At 66.3% G+C, this 19506-nt stretch carries 17 protein-coding genes; 3 read left to right on the top strand and 14 right to left on the bottom strand.

Features of this window, described 5'->3' with window-relative positions; all coding sequences use genetic code 11:
• Nucleotides 1-50: 50 nt before the first annotated feature.
• The 3 genes from argH to AB4061_RS10200 all read left to right on the top strand — a co-directional run bounded on the left by argH (nt 51) and on the right by AB4061_RS10200 (nt 3968).
• The gene (argH, locus tag AB4061_RS10210) at nt 51-1460 is read left to right on the top strand and encodes an argininosuccinate lyase (RefSeq protein WP_441633324.1); all 1410 of its coding nucleotides are present in this window, start codon (nt 51-53) and stop codon (nt 1458-1460) included.
• Nucleotides 1461-1677: 217 nt separating this feature from the next.
• Complete coding sequence (locus AB4061_RS10205) at nt 1678-2220, top strand: TRAP transporter small permease subunit (RefSeq protein WP_183036609.1); 543 nt, start codon at nt 1678-1680, stop codon at nt 2218-2220.
• A complete protein-coding gene (locus AB4061_RS10200) occupies nt 2217-3968 on the top strand; it encodes a TRAP transporter large permease (RefSeq protein WP_441633322.1) in 1752 nt (583 codons plus the stop codon). The genes AB4061_RS10205 and AB4061_RS10200 overlap by 4 nt, the downstream gene beginning before the upstream one ends.
• A gap of 120 nt (nt 3969-4088) precedes the next feature.
• On the opposite strand, the gene AB4061_RS10195 is transcribed toward AB4061_RS10200, so the two are convergent.
• The 14 genes from AB4061_RS10195 to AB4061_RS10130 form a co-directional block, all read right to left on the bottom strand.
• A complete protein-coding gene (locus tag AB4061_RS10195; protein ID WP_441633320.1) occupies nt 4089-5069 on the bottom strand; it encodes a quinone oxidoreductase family protein in 981 nt (326 codons plus the stop codon).
• A 143-nt stretch (nt 5070-5212) separates the two neighbouring features.
• Nucleotides 5213-7477 carry an arginine/lysine/ornithine decarboxylase gene (locus AB4061_RS10190; protein WP_183036612.1) on the bottom strand — a complete coding sequence of 755 codons (2265 nt, stop codon included), beginning with the start codon at nt 7475-7477 and terminating at the stop codon, nt 5213-5215.
• Between the two features lie 142 nt (nt 7478-7619).
• On the bottom strand, nt 7620-8186 hold the full coding sequence (gene dcd, locus AB4061_RS10185; protein ID WP_017230746.1) for a dCTP deaminase: 567 nt from the start codon (nt 8184-8186) through the stop codon (nt 7620-7622).
• Between the two features lie 192 nt (nt 8187-8378).
• Nucleotides 8379-9209, bottom strand: coding sequence for a formate dehydrogenase accessory sulfurtransferase FdhD (locus AB4061_RS10180; protein ID WP_416049447.1), 831 nt, complete (start codon nt 9207-9209; stop codon nt 8379-8381).
• A gap of 69 nt (nt 9210-9278) precedes the next feature.
• Nucleotides 9279-9818, bottom strand: a complete 540-nt coding sequence (locus AB4061_RS10175) for a superoxide dismutase family protein (RefSeq protein WP_441633317.1) — start codon at nt 9816-9818, stop codon at nt 9279-9281.
• A 13-nt stretch (nt 9819-9831) separates the two neighbouring features.
• Nucleotides 9832-10233, bottom strand: a complete 402-nt coding sequence (locus AB4061_RS10170) for a hypothetical protein (RefSeq protein WP_441633315.1) — start codon at nt 10231-10233, stop codon at nt 9832-9834.
• Nucleotides 10234-10269: 36 nt separating this feature from the next.
• Nucleotides 10270-11490 (bottom strand): formate dehydrogenase subunit gamma, encoded by a 1221-nt coding sequence (locus AB4061_RS10165; RefSeq protein ID WP_441633313.1) that lies wholly within the window; start codon nt 11488-11490, stop codon nt 10270-10272.
• Between the two features lie 52 nt (nt 11491-11542).
• Nucleotides 11543-11776 carry a hypothetical protein gene (locus tag AB4061_RS10160; protein ID WP_441633311.1) on the bottom strand — a complete coding sequence of 78 codons (234 nt, stop codon included), beginning with the start codon at nt 11774-11776 and terminating at the stop codon, nt 11543-11545.
• Nucleotides 11773-12441 carry a formate dehydrogenase FDH3 subunit beta gene (fdh3B, locus tag AB4061_RS10155; RefSeq protein WP_441633309.1) on the bottom strand — a complete coding sequence of 223 codons (669 nt, stop codon included), beginning with the start codon at nt 12439-12441 and terminating at the stop codon, nt 11773-11775. Before fdh3B ends, AB4061_RS10160 begins: the two co-directional genes overlap by 4 nt.
• Before the next feature lie 37 nt (nt 12442-12478).
• Nucleotides 12479-15502, bottom strand: a complete 3024-nt coding sequence (locus AB4061_RS10150) for a molybdopterin-dependent oxidoreductase (protein ID WP_441633307.1) — start codon at nt 15500-15502, stop codon at nt 12479-12481.
• Between the two features lie 55 nt (nt 15503-15557).
• The gene (locus AB4061_RS10145; protein ID WP_441633305.1) at nt 15558-15776 is read right to left on the bottom strand and encodes a formate dehydrogenase; all 219 of its coding nucleotides are present in this window, start codon (nt 15774-15776) and stop codon (nt 15558-15560) included.
• Between the two features lie 136 nt (nt 15777-15912).
• Nucleotides 15913-16551, bottom strand: coding sequence for a TorD/DmsD family molecular chaperone (locus tag AB4061_RS10140; RefSeq protein ID WP_441633303.1), 639 nt, complete (start codon nt 16549-16551; stop codon nt 15913-15915).
• A 32-nt stretch (nt 16552-16583) separates the two neighbouring features.
• On the bottom strand, nt 16584-18758 hold the full coding sequence (locus AB4061_RS10135) for a 4Fe-4S dicluster domain-containing protein (protein WP_441633301.1): 2175 nt from the start codon (nt 18756-18758) through the stop codon (nt 16584-16586).
• 101 nt (nt 18759-18859) lie between these two features.
• Nucleotides 18860-19504: a DUF3306 domain-containing protein gene (locus tag AB4061_RS10130; protein ID WP_441633299.1), complete on the bottom strand. Its 645-nt coding sequence runs from the start codon at nt 19502-19504 to the stop codon at nt 18860-18862.
• Between the last annotated feature and the right edge of the window lie 2 nt (nt 19505-19506).

Here is a 19506-nt window from a genome sequence, read left to right as displayed (position 1 = left end):
TCGCCCCGCGGCCCGCCGCCGGCTTGCGAGCTAACCCAGCCTTACCGCCCATGACCTCCCAACTTGCCAAGAAAGGCGAAGCCTGGTCCGCCCGCTTCTCCGAACCGATGTCCGACCTGGTGAAGCGCTACACCGCTTCGGTGTTCTTCGACAAGCGCCTGGCTCTCTTCGACATCCAGGGTTCGCTGGCGCACGCCGCCATGCTGGCCAAGCAGGGAATCATCGCCGAGGCCGATCGCGCCGAGATCGAGCGCGGCATGACGCAGATCCGTGGCGAGATCGAGGCCGGCAGCTTCGAGTGGAAGCTCGACCTGGAAGACGTCCACCTGAATATCGAAGCGCGCCTGACCGCGCTGGTCGGCGACGCCGGCAAGCGCCTGCACACCGGCCGCTCGCGTAACGACCAGGTCGCTACCGATATCCGCCTGTGGCTGCGCAGCGAGATCGACACCATCATCGGCCTGCTGGGCGCGCTGCGCGGCGCGCTGCTGGACCTGGCCGAGAAGAACGCCGACACCATCCTGCCGGGCTTCACCCACTTGCAGGTCGCCCAGCCGGTCACCTTCGGGCACCATCTGCTGGCCTACGTGGAAATGTTCACGCGCGACGCCGAGCGCATGGCCGACTGCCGCCGCCGCGTGAACCGCCTGCCGCTGGGCGCCGCCGCGCTGGCCGGCACCAGCTACCCGATCGACCGTGAGTTCGTGGCGCAGCAGCTGGGCTTCGACGGCGTGTGCCGCAACTCGCTGGACGCCGTCTCCGACCGCGACTTCGCCATCGAGTTCTGCGCCGCCGCCGCGCTGGTGATGACCCACATCTCGCGCTTCTCCGAAGAACTGGTGATCTGGATGAGCCCGCGCGTGGGCTTTATCGACATCGCCGACCGCTTCTGCACGGGCAGCTCGATCATGCCGCAGAAGAAGAACCCGGACGTGCCCGAACTGGCGCGCGGCAAGACCGGCCGCGTCAACGGCCACCTGATCGGCCTCCTGACCCTGATGAAGGGCCAGCCCCTGGCGTACAACAAGGACAACCAGGAAGACAAGGAGCCGCTGTTCGACACGGTCGACACCGTGGCCGACACGCTGCGCATCTTCGCCGACATGGTGCCGGGCATCTCGGTCAAGCCGGACGCCATGCGCGCCGCTGCGCTGCAAGGCTACGCCACCGCCACCGACCTGGCCGACTACCTGGTCAAGCACGGCCTGCCCTTCCGCGATGCCCACGAAGCCGTGGCCCACGCGGTGCGCGCCTGCGACGACCGTCGCTGCGACCTGGCCGACCTGACCGTGGCCGAGCTGCGCGACGTCACCGGCCTGGGCGACAAGGCCGCGCTGATCGGCGATGACGTGCACGCGGTGCTGACGCTGGAGGGTTCGGTCGCGGCGCGTAACCATATCGGCGGCACCGCGCCGGCGCAGGTGCGCGCGGCGATTGCCGCGGCGCGCGCCACGCTCTAAACACAGGCTGCGGATTCCATGCAGCGCAGCGTGCCGATGTAAGTTTCACGTAAGTTTTATTTTGAAAGAATGCCGCCAGGGCAGGCCCCTCCTGGCGGCTTTTTTTATTGCCTCCCGGCTCTTTTGATTTTTGCGCGATGCGGTAGGTATTAGCCCCAAGCGCCGAAGTATTTTGTTACAGATAAACTAATCGCCGCAAAAACAGGGGAGACAACCCATGTATTACTTGCTTGGTCTGTCACGACAGATCGACAGGTTGAATCAGCACACGGGCAGGCTTGCAAACATCATGATCCTGCTGTCGTGCCTGATCAGCGCAGGCAACGCCCTGCTGCGTTACGGCTTCAACCTCAGCGACAACTGGCCGCTCGAATTGCAGTGGTATATGTTTGCCATCGCGGTGATGTTCGGCGCCTCCTACACATTCCAGCGCAACGAACACGTGCGCGTGGACCTGATCTACGGCAACGTATCGGAGCGCGCGCAACACTGGATCGACATCTTCGGGATCATCTTCTTCCTGCTGCCTTCGTGCGTGCTGTTTGCCTGGCTGTCGTGGGATTCCCTGTTCCTGCCCTCGTGGCGCATCCTCGAGCAATCCGGTAATTCCGGCGGCCTGCCGCGTTACCCGATCAAGCTGGTGGTGCCCCTCGGCTTTGTCCTGCTGGGTCTGCAGGGCGTGTCCGAGCTGATCAAGCGCATCGCCGCCCTCAAGGGCCTGGTGCGCATCGAATCGAAATACGAGAGGCCGGTGCAATGATTCCATTGGAATATATGCCGCCGCTGATGTTCGGCGGCCTGGTGGTATTCATGCTGATCGGTTTTCCGGTCGCATTTTCGCTGTCGGCGGTGGGCCTTGCCTTCGGCATCCTGGCCATCGAGTTCGGCTACTTCCCGGTCAGTTTCCTGCAGGCGGTGCCGAGCCGCGTGTTCGGCAGCGTGCTGGCCAACGAGTTGCTGCTCGCCATCCCGTTCTTCACCTTCATGGGGGCGATACTGGAGAAGTGCGGGCTGGCCGAGGACATGCTGGACTCCATGGGCCAGTTGTTTGGCCCGGTGCGCGGCGGCCTGGGCTACTCGGTGATCATCGTGGGCTTCATCCTCGGCGCCATCACCGGCACCGTGGCGGCGCAGGTGATCGCCATGGCGATGATCTCGCTGCCGGTGATGATGCGCTACCGCTACAACATGAAGTACGCCACCGGCGTGCTGGCGGCGTCGGGCACCATCACGCAGCTGGTGCCGCCGTCGCTGGTGCTGGTCGTGCTGGCCGACCAGCTCAAGACGCCGATGGGCAGCGCCGACGTGGGCAGCATGTACCTGGGTGCCTGGGGCCCGTCAGTGATTCAGATCGCGCTGTTCGCGCTTTATACCTTCGTGCTGACGCGCGTCAAACCCGACTGGCTGCCGCCGGTGCCGGTGGAAGAACGCACGCTGCGCGGCTGGCCGCTGTGGCGCAAATGCCTGCGCGGCATCATTCCCTGCGCGGTGCTGATCTTCCTGGTGCTGGGCACGATCATGCTGGGCATCGCCACGCCGACCGAATCCGGCGCCATGGGCGCAGTCGGCGCGCTGGTGCTGGCGGTGCTGCGCGACCCCGGCTTTGGCAAGCTCGACCGTACCTTGTACCGCATCGGCCTTGCCGCCACGGGCGTGGCCATCATCGCCGGCACCGTCGCGTTCGGCTCGCATGCCTTCCGCATTCCGCTGGCTGTGGTCTACCTCGTGATCACGTGGCTGCTGCTGCGCGCCGGGCAACTGAGCGCGCTGCGCGGGCTGATCATCGAGGCTTACCAGTCCACGGCGCGCATCACCGCCATGGTGGTGTTCATCCTGATCGGCTCCACCTGCTTTTCGGTGGTGTTCCAGGGCGTGGATGGCGGCGCCTGGGTGGAGCACATGTTCACCTCGCTGCCGGGCGGCTGGATCGGCTTCCTGCTGGTGGTCAACCTGTTCATCTTCTTCCTCGCCTTCTTCCTGGACTTCTTCGAGATCGCCTTCATCGTGGTGCCGATGCTGGCGCCGGTTGCGGTCAAGGTGCTGGCCCCGGTCGTCGCCGATTCGATGGGCGGCAACCCGGAAGCGGCGGCCACTGCGGCGCTGGTGTGGTTCGGCGTGATGCTGTGCGTGAACATGCAGACTTCCTTCATGCACCCGCCCTTCGGCTTCGCGCTGTTCTACCTGCGCGGCATCGCGCCCAAGGAAGTGAAGAGCTCTGACATCTACTGGGGCGCGCTGCCCTGGGTCGGCCTGCAGCTGATCATGGTCGTGCTGGTGATGTTCTGGCCGGGCTTGGTGACGATGTTCCTGGACAAGGGGTCGTTGCACCATAGCAATGCGGCGGAGGTCTCGATCCCGCTGGGCGGTGAGAGTCCGCCGGGCGGTGCGGCCTCGGTGCCGGCGCCGGTGCCGGGCGGGCGTAGCGAGCCGGGCACGCTGGAGCTGCCGTCGGCGCCTGCCGACAGCGAGCCCACCACGCCGCAGTTCGAGTTCGACAAGAAGAAGTAGTTAGTGAAATCGCCGGGGGCTTCGGTCGCTGGCATGGAAAAAGGCCTCGGGTTCAGTTCAAACCCGAGGCCTTTTTTTGATTTCCGGGGTTGCCCCCGCGTCTTGTCTGGTTAGTTCAGGTCACGGCAGCAGCAGGATAGCGCCCGTGGTCGCGCGCGCCTCGGCCACCCTATGCGCCTCGGCCACCTGCTCAAGCGGGAAGCGCGCGCCAATGGCTGCCCGGATCGCGCCCTGCCCGATCGCCTGGAACACGTCCGCCGCGTTGGCGCGGAACGTCTGCGCGTCGGCGTTGTGCGGAAACACCGATGGCCGCGTCAGGAACAGGCAACCCTTCTTGCTGAGCAGTTCCGGCTCGAACGCCGGCACGGGGCCCGAGGCGGCGCCATAGAGCGCCACCAGCCCGAATGGCGCCGCGCAGTCCAGCGAGCCTATGAAGGTATGCTTGCCCACCGAGTCGTAGACCACGCGCGCCTTGCGCCCGCCGGTGGCAGCAATCACCTGCGCCACCCAGTCCGCCTGCGAATAGTCGATGGCGGCATCGCACCCTGCCGCGCGGGCCACTTCGCACTTCTCGGCCGAGCCGGCGGTGCCGATCACGGTGGCGCCGAGCGCCTTGGCCCAGCTGCTGAGGATCTGCCCTACGCCGCCTGCGGCGGCATGCACCAGCACGATGTCGCCGGCTTGCACGGGATGTGTCTTGCGCACGAGGTATTGCGCGGTCATGGCCTTGAAGAAGACCGCGGCGGCGGTGAGATCGTCAATGCTGTCGGGCAGCTTGACCAGCTTGTCGGCGGGCACGTTGCGCCGGCTGGCATAGGCACCGATGCCAGCATGCATGTAGACCACGCGGTCGCCTTCGCGCAGGGCGGTCACGCCCTCGCCCACCGCTTCGACCACGCCGGCGGCCTCATGGCCCAGCCCGGTCGGCGATGGCAGCGGGTACTTGCCCGAGCGCTGGTAGACGTCGATGTAATTGAAGCCGATGGCGGTCTGGCGCAACTGCACCTGGCCGGCCGCCGGCGCGGGCAACTCGGCATTCACCAGGCGCATCACTTCGGGGCCGCCGAACTCCGTCAATTCCACCACGCGTGCTGATGTCATTTCCACTCCGTCGAGGTTGCATAGATTTGTGAGCGCCACTCTATCGCAATCTCGCGCGGCGCGTCGGCCGTGCGCAAGGACTGGGCGAGCGCAGAAAAAAGGCCTCGCGCGTGCGAGGCCCTCTTTCCTGCCGCCAGCCTGCGTTACTTCACGCAGTCGACGAAATACGCCTTGCCACCACCCTCGACCTCTTCCTCGACCAGGCCGTGGATGTCGGTCTCGAAGCCGGGGAACAGCTTGTTGAACTCGCGCGCGAACTTCAGGTACTGCACGATGATGCGGTTGAAGCGCTCGCCCGGGATCAGCAGCGGAATGCCCGGCGGGTACGGCGTGAGCAGGATGGCGGTGACGCGGCCCTCCAGCTCGTCGACGGCCACGCGCTCGATCTCGCGGTGCGCCATCATCGCCCACGCGTCCGACGGCTTCATCGCCGGTTCCATGTCCGACAGATACATCTCGGTGGTCACGCGGGCCACGTCATTGGCCTTGTAGACGCTGTGGATCGCGTCGCACAGGTCGCGCAGGCCGAGCTTCTCGTACTGGGGATGCTTGCCGACGAATTCCGGCAGCACGCGCCACAGCGGCTGGTTCTGGTCGTAGTCGTCCTTGAACTGCTGCAGCTCGGTCACCAGCGAGTTCCAGCGGCCCTTGGTGATGCCGATGGTGAACATGATGAAGAACGAGTACAGCCCGGTCTTCTCGATGATGATGCCGTGCTCGGCCAGGTACTTGGTGACGATGGCCGCAGGGATGCCGCGGTCGCTGAACTCGCCGTCCACGTCCAGGCCCGGCGTGATGATGGTGGCCTTGATCGGGTCGAGCAGGTTGAAGCCATCGGCCAGGTCGCCGAAGCCGTGCCAGCGTTCGTTGGCCTTGAGCATCCACTCTTCGCGGTCGCCGATGTCGTCCTCGACCAGCGCCTCGGGGCCCCACACCTTGAACCACCAGTCGCCGTTGTTGCCGGCATCGTAGTCGCCTTCCACCTTGCGCATGGCGCGGCGGAAGTCCATCGCTTCCTGGATGCTTTCTTCGACCAGCGCGGTGCCGCCCGGGGCTTCCATCATCGCCGCCGCCACGTCGCACGAGGCAATGATCGAGTACTGCGGGCTGGTGGACGTGTGCATCAGGTACGCCTCGTTGAACCGGTAGCGGTCCAGCTTGCGCGTGTCCGAATCCTGCACGAGGATCTGCGATGCCTGCGACAGGCCGGCCAGCAGCTTGTGGGTGGACTGCGTGGCGAACACCAGCGCGTCCTTGCTGCGCGGGCGGTCCTTGCCGATCGCGTGCATGTTGCGATAGAAGTCGTGGAATGCCGCGTGCGGCAGCCAGGCTTCGTCAAAATGCAGCGTGTCGATCTCGGTGGCCAGCATTTCCTTGATCTGTTCGGCGTTGTACAGCACGCCGTCGTAGGTGCCCTGGGTGATGGTCAGGATGCGCGGCTTCTGGTTCTTGGCCTGGCTGGCGAACGGGTGCGCGGCAATCTTGCGGCGAATGGTCTCGGGATCGAACTCGCTCTTCGGGATCGGGCCGATGATGCCGTAGTGATTGCGCGTGGGCATCAGGAACACGGGAATCGCGCCCGTCATCATGATCGCGTGCAGGATCGACTTGTGGCAGTTGCGGTCCACCACCACGATGTCGCCCGGCGCCACGTTGGCATGCCACACCATCTTGTTCGAGGTGGACGTGCCGTTGGTGACGAAGTACATGTGGTCGGAGTTGAAGATGCGCGCGGCATTGCGCTCCGAGGCCGCCACCGGGCCGGTGTGGTCGAGCAGCTGGCCGAGCTCGTCGACGGCATTGCAGACGTCGGCGCGCAGCATGTTCTCGCCGAAGAACTGGTGGAACACCTGGCCGACCGGGCTCTTCAGGAACGCCACGCCACCCGAGTGGCCGGGGCAATGCCACGAATACGAGCTGTCCTGCGCGTAGGCGATCAGCGCCTTGAAGAACGGCGGCGCCAGCGAGTCCAGGTAGACCCGGGCTTCGCGGATGATGTGGCGCGCGACGAATTCCGGCGTGTCCTCGAACATGTGGATGAAGCCGTGCAGCTCGCGCAGGATATCGTTGGGGATATGCCGCGAGGTACGCGTCTCGCCATACAGGAAGATGGGCAGGTCCGTATTGCGGCGGCGCACTTCGTTGACGAAGGCGCGCAGCTTCTCGATGGCCGCGGCTTCGGGCCGGTCGTCTTCGCTGACGAACTCGTCGTCGTCGATCGACACGATGAACGAGGAGGCGCGGCTGGACTGCTGGGCGAAGGAGGTCAGGTCGCCATAGCTGGTCAGGCCCATCACCTCCATGCCTTCTTGCTCGATGGCCTGCGCCAGCGCGCGGATGCCCGAGCCGGAAATGTTCTCGGAGCGGAAGTCTTCATCGATGATGATGACGGGGAAGCGGAATTTCATTTGGCATCCTTGGACGGCAAGAAGGACTTGAGCCACATGGCCCGGGGATTCGTCCCCCTGGGTCGGCATGTGGCTCGACGTTCAGGCTTGGCGCGCGGCCCCGGGGTTACCCGTAACACCGCAACGCGCGCATTGTATGCGATCAGGTCTTCGGCAGTGTGACACCTTGCTGACCCTGGTACTTGCCACCGCGATCGCGGTAGGAAGTCTCGCAGATCTCGTCGCTCTCGAAGAACAGCACCTGGGCACAACCTTCGCCGGCGTAGATCTTGGCAGGCAGCGGCGTGGTGTTCGAGAACTCCAGCGTCACATAGCCTTCCCATTCCGGCTCGAACGGGGTCACGTTGACGATGATGCCGCAGCGCGCGTAGGTGCTCTTGCCCAGGCAGATGGTCAGCACGCTGCGCGGAATGCGGAAATACTCCATCGTGCGGGCCAGCGCGAAGGAGTTCGGCGGGATGATGCAGACATCGCCCTTGAAGTCGACAAAGGACTTTTCGTCGAAGTTCTTCGGATCGACGATGGTGCTGTTGATATTGGTGAAGATCTTGAATTCGTCGGCGCAGCGGATGTCGTAGCCGTAGCTCGAGGTGCCGTACGAAACGATCTTGCGGCCGTCTTCTTCCCGTACCTGGCCGGGCTCGAAGGGCTCGATCATGCCGTGCTGTTCCGCCATGCGGCGGATCCACTTATCGGATTTGATGCTCATAGGGGTATCGGGATGAACAAATGAGGGCAGGCTCGGGCGCGGTCCATGCTGACCGGGAACGCTGCTCGCATTTGCTCACAGGCGCGCCGGACCTGCCGGGGCCTTGCGATGGGCCGCATTGTACAACCAAAATCCGGCATCACCGCCTTAAATGCCACCCCGGCCCCGGAACGGGCCGTCCACCCCCGGGTGTCAGGCCGTGGCTTGCTCCGGCAACTGGTGCCGGAAGCGTTCGCGGCCGGTATAGAGCAGGAAGTGGCGCCCCGTGCACCGGGCAAAGAGGGCCAGGTTGACGCGCTGGGCCATCTGGTAGCCCATCTGCGTGACACCCGAGCGCGACAGCAGGAAGGGGATGCCCATCTGGGCGCCCTTGATCACCATCTCCGAAGTCAACCGCCCGGTGGTGTAGAACACCTTGTCGGCGCCGCTCATGCCTTCGAGCCACATCAGGCCCGCGATGGCATCCACGGCGTTGTGCCGGCCCACATCCTCGATGAACATCAGCAGCTCGCGCCCGCGGAACAGTGCACAGCCATGCACGGAGCCAGCCTGTTTGTAGACCGACTGCTGCAGCCGGATGGTGTCGACGATGCCGTAGAGCGTTTCCTGGTCCAGGGTGGCGTCGTCCGGCAGCCGGATGTTGTCCACTTCGTCCAGCAACGAGCCAAACACGGTGCCCTGGCCACAGCCGGTGGTCACCACCCGGCGCGCCGTGCGCTCCTCGATGCGATCCACGCCCGTGCGGGTCGTGACGGCGGCGGATTCGGTTTCCCAGTCGACCTGGATCGCGGCGATATCCTCGACCGATTCGACCAGGCGCTGGTTGCGCAGGTAGCCCAGCACCAGGGCCTCGGGCGCCCCGCCCAGCGTCATCAGCGTCACCAGCTCGCGTTTGTCCAGGTAGACCGTCAGCGGGCGCTCGCCGGGCAGGAAGGCCTGGCGCACGCGCCCCTGCTCGTCGACCACCTCGACCTCTTCGATCAGGGGGACGCACGCGTGGGTCATTTCAGGGCGCAGGGGCATGGGCGTGGGGGATGCGGGATGGACGGCGCGCGCCGGGAACCGCCGGCCCGTGCCGCCCCGCCCCATCCGTCAGGACTTGGCGATCACGCCGCAAGCGATGCGGCCGCCGGAGTTGCCGGTGGGCTGGGTTTTGTAGTCGTCCGGGTCCTTGTGGACGACCACTGCGCGGCCCACCAGGCTGGTGGGGCCGGCGCCCAAGGTCACGCCGGTCAGCTCGAAGCTGGCCTGGGCGCGGCCGGTAGCGTCGGCCTTGAGGTTGTTGATGTCGCCGGCATGATGGTCGGGCATCGACATCGAGCCGTGCGGCTTGGCCGTCGGGTTGAAGTGGCCGCCCGCGCTCATGGCGTCGGGGGCCGAGCAGTCGCCCTTCTCGTGCACATGGAAGCCGTGCTCGGTATTGGGCGGCAGACCGGTTACGTCGGCCTTGACCAGCACCTTGTCACCGCGCTGGGTGAAGGTGATGCTGCCCTGCGTCGCGGTGCCGCTCTTGGACGCCAGTGCGGCGACCGCGGTATCGGAGCTGCCCATCCCCATGCCCCCGCAGCCAGCCAGAGTGCCTGCCAGGGTGCCCGCTACCGCCAGACTGAAAAGTACACGTACACGCTTCATGCCGAACCTCCTCTCACGGTGATGTCCGGGGCGATTGTACCGCTCCCGTGCCCGGCGCTGCGGCCGGTTTGTGATCCGAAGGCGTGGCGGCAGGTGCGGTGGAAGGCCCTCCAGCAGTGCTTGCTGCGGCTTGCGCAGCCGGCGCTTGCGCCACGAACGGGCCCGGATCGGCGCACGGCGCGGACGTGGCAGCCGCCGGCACCGCCTTGCCTTTGGCCTGCATGTCGCTGTAGTAGCGCGCCGCCGCCTTGTCTTGTGCTCGGCAGAGCTGATAGGCGGCCACCTTGTCGGCCCAGCCGGCGCGCGCCTTGGCCTCGTCGGCCTTGAGCTTTTGCGCCTCCGTGGGCGGCGGCAGCTTGGCCAGGGCGCCTGTGCCGCCAAGGGCCAGGGCGAGCACCAGCAGAATGCGGTTCATGGATCGGGCTCCTCGTTGGGGATCGGCCGTGCGCGCTCAAACTTCGCCCGGGCTGGCCCGGCCGCCGGCACGCTCGCCCGGCTCCGGCTCAGCCGCGCGCTGCGCGGGGATCTTGCCTGCCTTGATATCGTCGTACCAGAGCTCGTGGTGCTCCTTGGCCCAGGCTTCATCGACCCAGCCGTCGCGCATGGCGCGGTAGGCCCCTTCCATGCCGATGGTACCCATGTAGATATGGCCGCAAGCCATGGCGATCATCAGCACCGCCGCGATGCCATGGATGATGTTGGCGATCTGCATGGTGGCGCGGTAGAAATCCATGCCAGGCACGATCATGTCGAGCACCCAGCCGGAGGCCGACAGGATCAGGCCGAAGACCACCAGCCCGCCCCAGAACCAGGCCTTCTCGCCAGCGTTGAAGCGCCCGCTTGGCACGTGCTTGCCGGACACGAGCCCGCCAAGCTTGACGAGCCACTGCCAGTCCTCCCGGGCGGGGAAGTTGTCGCGCACGAAGATCACGAAGCCGACGATCACCGACAAGGTAAAGACCGGGCCGACGATGTTATGGACGTTCTTCAGCAGGTAGGTGAGCCAGCCGAACAAGGTGTGGCCCGTCAGCGGCAGCAGGAAATGCTTGCCGAACAGCATCACGATGCCCGAGACCGCCAGCGTGACGAATGAAATCGCCATGGTCCAGTGCACCATGCGCTCCAGCGGCGTGAAGCGCTGGATCATGCGGCCGGTACGCGGCGTCTTGAGCGGGATCGTGCCGCGCCAGAAGAAAAAGGCCAGGATCGCGGCGGGCACGACCACGATCAGCCAGCCGCCCCAGACGGTGATCACCCCGTTGCGGAACAGGCGCCACTTCTGCCCGGTGCGCTGGATCAGCACCCCGGCTTCCTTGGCTGGCAGGCTGCTGTAGTGCGCCTGGTCGGAATTCGCCTCGCGCCAGACCGGCGCATTGTTGCCAGGCTGCGCCTTGGTACGCGCCTGCTGGGCCTGCGCCTCGGCCGCGAGGTCGCGGCGCGGCACGTTGAAGATATTCTCGGAGGCAATGCCCGCGAAGGGCTGGGCCGGATGCGTGGCGGGGTTGTTGGCATCGGCGGGTGCGCCGGCGGCCTGTGGCGCGGAGGCGGCCTGGGGAGCCTGCGCCCGCGCGGCCCCTGGCGATGCCAGCATGGCGAGCACGGCCAGCAAGGCCAGCGCGCAGGCTACGCCCGCCAGGAAGCGGAACCAGCCAGGATTGTGCATCGGCTTCATAGGCCCTCCGTCGGGTCGGCCAGGGTGCGCCCCGGGCTTCGCATCGCCGCTGTCATGGCGTGCGGTTGTATTCGTTCTGGTACTGGTTGCGCTCGCGGATCTGGTTTTGCCAGCTGGTCTTGTCGCCCGGCGTCCAGCCCTTGGCCACGAAGGGGTCGCCCCGCGCGCCCTCGTACGCCGGCGCGTCGGATTTCTTGTACGCCGCCGTGGCGGTCTGCGCGCGCTCGCCGCAGGCGGCCAGCGCGGTGCAGCCGGCGGCCAGCAGGATCAGCAACAGGCGGGTCATGATGGCTGCGCTCCTGAAGCTCCTGAAGCGGGTGGCGCGGCGGGCGGCGCCGCGCCCGCGGTACCCTGCGCGGCGCCCTTGTTGCCGTAGGCCGTGCCCCAGCCGAACACATCGCCGCCCTTGCCGCGCTTGATCACGCGGTTGCGCAGTATGTCGGCAATCACGTCGCCGTCGCCACCCAGCAGCGCCTTGGTCGAGCACATTTCCGCGCACAGCGGCAGCTTGCCTTCGGCCAGCCGGTTGCGTCCGTACTTCTCGAATTCTTCGTCGCTGCCGTTTTTCTCCGGCCCGCCGGCGCAGAACGTGCACTTGTCCATCTTGCCGCGCACGCCGAAGGTCCCGGCGCTGGGGAACTGGGGGGCACCGAACGGGCAGGCGTAGGAGCAGTAGCCGCAGCCAATGCAGACGTCCTTGTCGTGCAGCACCACACCGTCGTCGGTACGGTAGAAGCAGTCGACCGGGCACACCGCCATGCAAGGCGCGTCCGAGCAGTGCATGCAGGCAACCGAGATCGATTTCTCGGCGCCGACGATGCCGTCGTTGATGGTCACCACGCGGCGCCGGTTGACGCCCCACGGCACCTCGTGCTCGTTCTTGCAGGCGGTGACGCAGCTGTTGCACTCGATGCAACGCTCGGCGTCACAGATGAATTTCATGCGTGCCATGGTCGTTCCTTGCCCTTGCTCTCGCGTTTGCTTTCGATCAGGCGAACCGTGCGATCTGGCAGATCGTGGTTTTGGTTTCCTGCATCATCGTCACCGAGTCATAGCCGTAGGTGGTGGCCGTGTTGACGGCCTCGCCGCGCACGATCGGCATCGCGCCCTCCGGGTAGTAGTCCTTCAGGTCCTTGCCCTGCCACCAGCCAGAGAAGTGGAACGGGATGAAGGCGGTATCCACGCCGACGCGCTCGGTCACCAGCGCGCGCACCTTGATGTGCGCGCCGGTGGGCGTGCTGACCCAGCAGAAGTCGCCGTTGCGGATGCCGCGATCGGACGCCGCGCGCGGGTTGATCTCGACGAAATTCTCCTGCTGCAACTCAGCCAGCCACGGGTTGGACCGGGTTTCCTCGCCCCCGCCCTCGTATTCGACCAGGCGGCCGGAAGTGAGGATGATCGGGAATTTCTCGTAGAGCTTGTTCTCCACGTTGCGCTGCTGCAGCGACTTGTACAACGTGGGCAGCCGCCAGAACGCCATCTTGTCGTCGTGCGTGGGGTACTTGGCGACCATGTCGGGCCGGGTGGAATACAGCGGCTCGCGGTGCTGCGGGATCGGGTCGGGGAAGTTCCACACGATGGCCCGCGCCTTGGCGTTGCCAAAGGGGTGGCAGCCATGATTCTTCAGCACCACGCGCTGGATGCCACCGGACAAATCCGTCTTCCAGTTCTTGCCTTCGGCCTTCTGCTTCTCGGCGTCCGTCAGCTCATCCCACCATCCCAGCTTCTTGAGCAGCACGTGGTCGAACTCCGGATAGCCGGTGGTGATGTCCGCGCCCCTCGAGTATGAGCCGTCCTCGGCCAGCAGGCTGACGCCGTCGCGCTCCACGCCGAAGTTGGCGCGGAAGTTGCCGCCGCCGTCCATGACGTTGCGGCTGGTGTCATACAGGTTGGGCGAGCCGGGGTGCTTGAGCTCCGGCGTGCCATAGCACGGCCACGGCAGGCCGAAATAATCGCCGGTCAGGTCGTAGCCGGTCAGCGGATCCTTTCCGCCCAGGCAACGCAGCGTGCGCACGTCGAACTTCTCCATATTGCGCATATGAGACTTGAGCCGCTCGGGAGATTGCCCGGTGTAGCCGATGGTCCAGTTGCTGGCGTTGATCTCGCGCAGGATGGATTCGACTTCGGGCTCCATCCAGGTCCGGCCCGCGCGCTTGACCTCGTTGAGCTTGAAGTTCTTCGACAGCTCCTTGCCAAAGCCGAGCCGGTCGGCGAAGGCCTGCATGATGGTGTGGTCCGGCATTGACTCGAACAACGGTTCGATCACCTTCTCGCGCCACTGCAGCGAGCGGTTGGAGGCCGTGCAGGACCCGGTGGTCTCGAACTGCGTGCAGGCCGGCAGCAGGTAGACCGCTCGGTTCGGGTTGACCTTGTCGCCTTCCGCCGGCGGCATATTGGCCATCGCGGCGGTGGCCGACGGATAAGGGTCGATCACCACCAGCAGGTCGAGCTTGTCGAGCGCCTTCTTCATCTCCAGCCCGCGCGTCTGCGAGTTGGGCGCGTGGCCCCAGAAAAACACCCCGCGGACGTTGTTGTCCTGGTCGATCAGCTCAGGCTTCTCGGTAACGATATCGATCCAGCGCGACACCGTGGTGCCGGACTTCTCCATCATCGCCTGCGAGGCGTACTGCTTCTTGATCCATTCGTAGTCGACGCCCCACACCGCGGCATAGTGTTTCCACGCGCCAGTGGCCAGGCCGTAGTAGCCTGGCAGGGAATCCGGGTTGGGGCCCACGTCGGTCGCGCCCTGCACATTGTCGTGGCCGCGGAAGATGTTGGCGCCGCCGCCCGACACGCCGATATTGCCCAGCGCCAGCTGCACGATGCAGGAGGCGCGCACGATGGCGTTGCCGATGGTGTGCTGGGTCTGGCCCATGCACCACACCAGCGTGCTGGGCCGGTTCTTGGCCATTATCTCCGCCACCTGGTAGACCTGCGCTTCGGGCACGCCGCAGACTTCCTCGACCTTGTCCGGCGTCCACTTGGCAAGGACTTCCTCCTTGACCTTGTCCATGCCGTAGACGCGATCGTTGATGTACTTCTGGTCTTCCCAGCCGTTCTTGAAGATGTGGTACAGCACGCCGAACAGGAATGCGATATCGGTGCCCGAGCGGACCCGTACGTAGTAATCGGACTTCGCGGCCGTGCGGGTGTAGCGGGGATCGACCACGATCACCTTGCAGCCGCTCTCCTTGGCGTGCAGCAGGTGCAGCATCGACACCGGGTGCGCCTCGGCCGCGTTGGAGCCGATATACAGCGCCGCGCGGGCGTTCTGCATATCGTTGTACGAGTTGGTCATCGCACCATAGCCCCAGGTATTGGCCACGCCGGCCACCGTGGTGGAGTGGCAGATGCGTGCCTGGTGATCGGTGTTGTTGGTGCCGATGAACGATACCCACTTGCGCAGCAGGTAGGACCCTTCGTTGCTGTGCTTGGAGGAGCCGACGAAGAACATCGAGTCCGGCCCGGTCTGCTGGCGGATCTCTTTCATCTTGGCGGTGATCTCGTCGAGCGCCTGATCCCAGCTGACGCGCTGGTATTTGCCGTTCACCAGCTTCATCGGGTACTTCAGCCGGTACTCGCCGTGGCCGTGCTCGCGCAGCGCGGCGCCCTTGGCGCAGTGCGCGCCCATGTTGATCGGCGAATCGAAGACCGGGTTCTGGCGCACCCACACGCCGTTCTGCACCACGGCGTCGACAGCGCAGCCCACCGAACAGTGACCGCATACGGTGCGGCGCACAACGATATTGCCCTGGCCTTCGCCAGTGCCGGCGGCACCTGACGCATCCGCGGCATCGGCCCGGCGCAGCAGCGTCAGCTGCGAAGCCGCCAGCCCCACGCCCACCCCGATGCCGGAGCGCTTGAGAAAGCTGCGCCGGTCCATGGTGGGCATGGCACCCGCCAGCCCCGCAGCCAGACGCTCGGAGAGCCGGCCGCCAGCGCGCTCGCCCGAGCCGCTAGCCAGTTGCGAAGATGCGCTGCCCTGCGCCGCGCGTTTGCGGGTCAAGATCATGTATCACCCCAGGATGGAAACGAGGTAGAGCGAGGCGTGCGCCGGGCGCGACCACTCACACCAGCGTAGTCCGGTAGTACTTGCGAATATGTTCTGTGACCCGGTAGCCGTCGCCGTCGGTCGGCGTGGCATCGGGAATGGCCGCGGCCAGGCTGGGCACGGCGGGCATGGCCGGGCCGCGCGACGTCAGCGCGGCGGCGGCGCCGGCAGCGGCAACAACCCCGGTGCCGGCAAGGAAGGCGCGGCGCGCGGCCTTCGGCTGCTTGTCTTTCATTTTGGGGGGCTCCTCGGCCTGTCCAGACCGATTACCAATCCTGTTATGAACGCTATTGCCTATTTTAGAATGATATGTGCCGAAAGACCATGGATCCACGGGATTTCCATGATGGCAATCAAGAACTTGCGTGCGATCAATGCATTTCCAGCGCGATCGCCTCGACCGCCATGAAGGCCTTGAGCAGCGCGGCCACGCTGGCATAGAAGCGCGCGTGCGGATGCGCCGCCGCGCTGTCGCACAGGGTTTCCACCCATGACTGCAGATGGCGCGAGAAAAAATGCTGCTGCTCGGCAAGGTTTGCCACGCCGGCATCCTCGCCCGCCACCAGGAAACGCATCACCTCGCACAATGTGGCGATGTGATCCTCGGTCTCGCTGACATTGTCCTGGCGCACCAGGCCATAGCGCGCCAGGTCGTCGCGCAGCGCCACCAGCGGGCGCTCATTGAGGAAGCCGGTCTGGTAGTAGGAGCCGTACAGCAGGACTTCCGGCTTGCCCACGCCGACGAACAATTCCTGGTATTCGTCGCCGGCTTCCTCGGCCGTGGTGACCGATGCTGCGTCGCACAAATCATTCCAGGCGTCGCCCAGCGGCGTGGCGGCGTCCTCGCCGTGCGCGCGGTTGGCGGCGATATGGTGCAGCAGAGCGGCATCCGGCGCGCGATACAGCAGCGTGGCCAGCAGGCCGTAAAGGTCCGCCCGGGCGGTGTCTTCTGCGTCGGGCGCCGCGTGGGCGACCGGAGGGATCAGCTGGATAGGCTGGAAATCTGTCATGTCGTGATGATTCTCAAGGATGGCCTGCTTGGCTATTGCAAGGCGTTGCCGCTGGCCTCGCCGCCGTTCTTTTCCAGCATATCGACGACGCGGCAATCGCCGCACATCTTCAGGCGCTCGGCGGCCTCGCCGGCAAACGCCGGGTGGCTCGCCAGCCGGGCCAGCATGGCATGCACCATCTGGGCGGTGCCAAACGGCTTGGCGCAGCGAATGCAATGGAAGGGCTGGGTCTCGGCCAACGTCACGGTGCGCCGCGCTTGCTCACCGGTGAGCAAGCGCGGCACCAGGGTGATGGCGTCTTCCGGGCAGGTCTTCTCGCACAAGCCGCACTGCACGCAGTTGCGCTCCAGGAAGCCCAGCACTGGCTGCTCGGGATTATCGCGCAGGGCTTGCGAGGGACAGGCGCCAACGCAGGCCATGCACAACGTGCAACGCCCGGTGTCCACCGCCACCGCGCCCAGCGGCGCCCCGGCAGGCAGCGCAACGCTGGCGGCCGGGCGCGGCGCATTGCGCACGAGATGATCAAGCGCAAAATCCAGCGTCTCGCGCTTGGCGGCCGCAGCGTGGAACACGGCGGGTGGCGCGGCTGGCCGGTCGCCCCCCGGCGCGGCCAAGGCCGATAGTTGCGCATCCAGCGTGGCGGCATCCGGGCCGTCCACCAGCGACAGGCGTTCGCCGTCATAGCCGAGGCCCGCCAGAATGGCCTGCCCCACGGCTACCTGCCCGGCCAGCGCCGTACGGTATTGCGGAGCCTCGTCACCGGTGAGCATCACGGCGACGCGGCCAGCGCCCCAGCAAATGGCCGCCAGCCACAGCTCAAGCCCGCACGCAGCCGGGTGGAACAACCCCACCGGAATCACATTGGGTGGCATGCCGTGGGCCTGTCCGGCGCGCGCGGCGCGGCCCAGCGCCAGGATGGGCGCATTGCCGTGCTCCTCGCCATGCAGCATCAGCACAGCGTCGCGCCCGCCCGCAGCGCGGTAGGTCGAGATCAGGGTGCGCAGCCGCTCGCCGAGGTGATCCGGCTTGGGATAGGCATAGCTGATGGCGCCGCTCGGGCACACCGTGGTGCACGCGCCGCAGCCCATGCACAGGTGCGGCGTGACCTCGATGCGGCCGCGCCCGTCGTGCCATTGCGAGCGGATCGCTTCGGTGGAGCAGATGTCGATACAGGCCGTGCAACCCGTGGTCTGGTTGCGGCCATGCGCGCAAAGTTTCTCCTTGTACTGGAAGAACTTCGGCTTCTCGAACTCGCCCACCAGCTGGACCAGTGCCAATGCCTGCGCATGCTGGCGCAGCGCATCCGCGCCGGCGTACAGGTAGCCCTGCGGCGGCGCGTGCATGAGGAAGGCCGGCGTGTCGGCCAGGTCGAACACCAGGTCAAAGCGTTCCGTGGCAGTGGCGCCCGGGCGGTCGAAGTCGATCGCGGCGGCGGCGCCGCAGGCCTTCACGCAGGCGCGGTGCGAGCGGCAGCGGTCCAGGTCCACCTGGTAGCTGAAATCGATGGCGTCTTCCGGGCAAGCGTCGATGCAGGCATTGCAGCGCGTGCACAGGTCCAGGTCGATCGGGTTGCTGCGTCCCGCGCCGGTCTCCCAGCTGGCCTCGAAGGCGCCCAGCCATCCGCCGAGCTTGACCAGCTTGCCGCTGTGCACGGGGAATGCCCGCGAGGCGGGCAGGCCGGCCGGGGCCATGGCCCCTGTGGCGGCGGCGCTGAGCAGCACCGAAACATCCATGCCGGCTTCGGCCAGCTTACCGGCCCAGGGGATCGCGCGGTCGGCGGGGCCTAGCACCAGCACGGCGCCGCCGGAGCGGTAGTCCACCACGGGCACCGGATCCGGGTCCGGCAGCGCGGCGGCGGCCAGCAAGGCGGCGATCTTGGCGTTGGCGGTTTTCGGGTCGCGCCGCGCCCCCTGCGACCAGCCACCGGTCTCGCGGATATTGACGAAGCGCACGGGCGCCGTCATGGTGCCCTCGGCCTGGCGCCGGGCGGCTACCTCGGTAAACAGCGCGCGCTCCTGCGTGCAAGCCACGATGACATCGTCGGTGCCGGCGAGCGCGGCGGTGAAGTCTCCGATCTCGCGGCGGCACAGCAGGTGATGGACCTTGAGTGGCGTCTTCACGCCACCCGCGGGCGCGGGAACATTGCCCGACAATGCCGCCCCATCAAGCGGCATCGTGTCGTTGCAATTGCAGATCAGCGTCGGCATGGAGAGTGCGGCTGGCCGGCCTGGCCGCTCCCTTTGTCGGGAGTCTTGCCGCCGGCGGAATGTGGGGGGAAGCCTATTGTAGGCCGCGCCGAGGGCAGCGACTACGCGTGTTTGCCTGGGGCGGAATGGTCGGCCGGGGACGCGGCAGGAGGCAAGCCGGCATCGGCATCGGTGGCGGCATCGGTGGCGGTGGCGGTGGCAATGCCGGCCTCCCCAGCCTCGCCGGCTGGTTGTGGCAATGCAGCAGATGGCTCGGGCGTCGCCAGGGCAGCGTCTTGCACATCGGGCCCTTCTTGCTGTGCGCGAGCCGCCGCCAGTTCCTCGTCGGTGGGCGCGAACAGCCCCAGCGTCTCGGACTGGCGCATGCGCCGCAGCACATCCAGCGGAATCGGATCGGGCTGGCTGTAGTCGTCGATATAGGTATCGAGGCCGTCCATCACGTTGAAATGCGGATCGGCGAACAAGGTCTTGAGCGCGGCGCGCTTCACGTCTTCGTCCACGCCGCGCACGACGAAGCGGGCGATGCTGTCGCCCGGCTGCAGCAAGGCGGCATCGGCTAGCGTGGGGAGCGGTTCAGCGGCTGGGGTAGGTGGAACGGGGTCTGGCAGTGCCTGGGCTACCGGCGCCTCCCTGCCGGGAGGCACGGACGACTCCGCCGGCAGGGGTGGCTCAGCCTCAAGCGGCTTGCCGTCGCGCGCCGCGGCCTTGCGGCGGGACCAGCGCGACAGGAAGGAAGCATCGCTCATGC

It is taken from the genome of Cupriavidus sp. YAF13, from assembly GCF_052113425.1.
In the GTDB taxonomy this organism is placed as follows: domain Bacteria; phylum Pseudomonadota; class Gammaproteobacteria; order Burkholderiales; family Burkholderiaceae; genus Cupriavidus.
The sequence above is the reverse complement of the archived record's forward strand: the minus strand, read 5'-3'. Positions and strand labels throughout refer to the sequence as shown.

Excerpts from the sequence above, each read along its gene's own strand:
- argH (WP_441633324.1), top strand. The coding sequence starts at position 51 with ATGACCTCCCAACTTGCCAAGAAAGGCGAAGCCTGGTCCGCCCGCTTC.
- AB4061_RS10205 (WP_183036609.1), top strand. The coding sequence starts at position 1,678 with ATGTATTACTTGCTTGGTCTGTCACGACAGATCGACAGGTTGAATCAG.
- AB4061_RS10200 (WP_441633322.1), top strand. The coding sequence starts at position 2,217 with ATGATTCCATTGGAATATATGCCGCCGCTGATGTTCGGCGGCCTGGTG.
- AB4061_RS10195 (WP_441633320.1), bottom strand. The coding sequence starts at position 5,069 with ATGACATCAGCACGCGTGGTGGAATTGACGGAGTTCGGCGGCCCCGAA.
- AB4061_RS10190 (WP_183036612.1), bottom strand. The coding sequence starts at position 7,477 with ATGAAATTCCGCTTCCCCGTCATCATCATCGATGAAGACTTCCGCTCC.
- dcd (WP_017230746.1), bottom strand. The coding sequence starts at position 8,186 with ATGAGCATCAAATCCGATAAGTGGATCCGCCGCATGGCGGAACAGCAC.
- AB4061_RS10180 (WP_416049447.1), bottom strand. The coding sequence starts at position 9,209 with ATGCCCCTGCGCCCTGAAATGACCCACGCGTGCGTCCCCCTGATCGAA.
- AB4061_RS10175 (WP_441633317.1), bottom strand. The coding sequence starts at position 9,818 with ATGAAGCGTGTACGTGTACTTTTCAGTCTGGCGGTAGCGGGCACCCTG.
- AB4061_RS10170 (WP_441633315.1), bottom strand. The coding sequence starts at position 10,233 with ATGAACCGCATTCTGCTGGTGCTCGCCCTGGCCCTTGGCGGCACAGGC.
- AB4061_RS10165 (WP_441633313.1), bottom strand. The coding sequence starts at position 11,490 with ATGAAGCCGATGCACAATCCTGGCTGGTTCCGCTTCCTGGCGGGCGTA.
- AB4061_RS10160 (WP_441633311.1), bottom strand. The coding sequence starts at position 11,776 with ATGACCCGCCTGTTGCTGATCCTGCTGGCCGCCGGCTGCACCGCGCTG.
- fdh3B (WP_441633309.1), bottom strand. The coding sequence starts at position 12,441 with ATGGCACGCATGAAATTCATCTGTGACGCCGAGCGTTGCATCGAGTGC.
- AB4061_RS10150 (WP_441633307.1), bottom strand. The coding sequence starts at position 15,502 with ATGATCTTGACCCGCAAACGCGCGGCGCAGGGCAGCGCATCTTCGCAA.
- AB4061_RS10145 (WP_441633305.1), bottom strand. The coding sequence starts at position 15,776 with ATGAAAGACAAGCAGCCGAAGGCCGCGCGCCGCGCCTTCCTTGCCGGC.
- AB4061_RS10140 (WP_441633303.1), bottom strand. The coding sequence starts at position 16,551 with ATGACAGATTTCCAGCCTATCCAGCTGATCCCTCCGGTCGCCCACGCG.
- AB4061_RS10135 (WP_441633301.1), bottom strand. The coding sequence starts at position 18,758 with ATGCCGACGCTGATCTGCAATTGCAACGACACGATGCCGCTTGATGGG.
- AB4061_RS10130 (WP_441633299.1), bottom strand. The coding sequence starts at position 19,504 with ATGAGCGATGCTTCCTTCCTGTCGCGCTGGTCCCGCCGCAAGGCCGCG.